1 protein-coding gene is annotated in these 1,603 nt (G+C 72.4%); it reads left to right on the top strand.

Annotation, left to right across the window (positions count from 1 at the left end; translation table 11 throughout):
* Positions 1–109: 109 nt before the first annotated feature.
* Positions 110–1,603 (top strand): DNA-3-methyladenine glycosylase 2 family protein (locus B551_RS17860; RefSeq protein WP_023264691.1); only part of this gene is annotated, 1,494 nt, incomplete at its 3' end.

Here is a 1,603-nt window from a genome sequence, read left to right as displayed (position 1 = left end):
GGCAAGCCGCGCTGAACACGCGCAGCGGCCATTTTGCGGGCCGAAGCTCGCCGGACTCGCATGTCCGAATCCGGCTGGTCGCCCGGCCGGAAAGCGGTAGCATGCAGCCATGGAACTCGATCCCGATACCTGCTACCGCGCCGTGGTTTCGCATGACCGCCGCTTCGACGGGCGCTTTTTCGTCGCCGTGTCGTCGACCGGTATCTACTGCCGGCCGGTCTGCGCGGTGCGCACGCCCAAGCGCGAGAACTGCAGTTTCTTCGCCACCGCGGCGGCCGCGGAGAAGCACGGCTATCGGCCCTGCCTGCGCTGCCGGCCGGAGCTGGCGCCCGGGCACGGGCTGGCGGATCTGTCGGGGCGGCTGGCGCAGGCGGCGGCGACGCTGATCGACGAGGGCTTCCTCGCCGATGCCGGCGTGCCCGAGCTGGCCGCGCGGATCGGCGTCACCGAGCGGCATCTTCGGCGGCTGTTCACCGCGCAGTTCGGCGTCTCGCTGGTCGAATACGCGCAGACGCAGCGTCTGCTGCTGGCCAAGCGGCTGCTGACCGATACCGCGCTGCCGGTTACCGAGGTGGCCCTGGCCGCCGGCTTCGGCAGCGTCCGCCGCTTCAACGACGTATTGAAGACCCGCTATGGCCTGGCGCCGACCGCGATGCGCAAGCGCGCCGCGGGCATGCCGGCCGACCGGCTGGTGTTCGAGCTCGGCTATCGGCCGCCGCTCGCGTGGCACGCGCTGCTGCAGTTCCTCGGCGCGCGCGCGGTGCCGGGTGTCGAGCAGATCCGGCCCGATCCGCATGGCGGCGAATACGGGCGCACCGTGGCCATCGAGGTGGCCGGCCGCCTGCACAGCGGCTGGATGCGGCTGGCGCTGGCCCCGCAGCGCCACGTGCTGCGCGTGACGCTGTCCGGTTCGCTGGCGCATGCCATTCCGCAGGTGCTTGGCAAGGTCCGGCGCCTGTGCGATCTGGGCTGCCGGCCCGATGTGGTCGACCACCATCTGGGCGCGCTGGCCGCCGACATGCCGGGCATGCGGCTGCCGGGTACGGTCGACGGCTTCGAGATCGCGGTGCGCGCGGTGCTCGGCCAGGTCGTCTCGCTGGCGCAGGCCCGGTCGATGCTGGATCGGCTGGTGCAGGCCCATGGCGCGCCGCTGGCCGTGCCGACGGACGAGTTGCGGGCGTGCTTCCCGAGCGCCGCCACGCTGGCCGCGGTGCCGGTGACAGACCTCAATGCGCTCGGCGTGCCGCTGGCCAAGGCCCGCGCGATCCACGCCATTGCCACGGCCATGGTCGAAGGCAGGCTGTCGCTGGAACCAGGCGTGGAGCCTGCGGAAACCATTGCAGCCTTGTGTGCCATCGACGGCGTGGGCGACTGGACCGCGCAATACATCGCGATGCGGGCGCTGGGCTGGCCCGATGCGTTTCCGGCGACCGACTACGCGCTGCGCAAGGTGCTGGGCATCGAGCGCACCGGCGAGATGCTGCGCCACGCCGCGCAGTGGGCGCCGTGGCGCGCCTACGCGGCCATGCATCTGTGGCGCCAGTACCAGGACATGCAGGACGGCCGCGAGCGCGAGCGTGCGACCGCGCGCGCCGCGCCGGCG

Origin of the sequence: Cupriavidus sp. HPC(L) (assembly GCF_000307735.3) — a bacterium.
Taxonomy (GTDB): Bacteria; Pseudomonadota; Gammaproteobacteria; order Burkholderiales; family Burkholderiaceae; genus Cupriavidus.
This window is presented reverse-complemented; position numbering and strand designations above follow the sequence as displayed.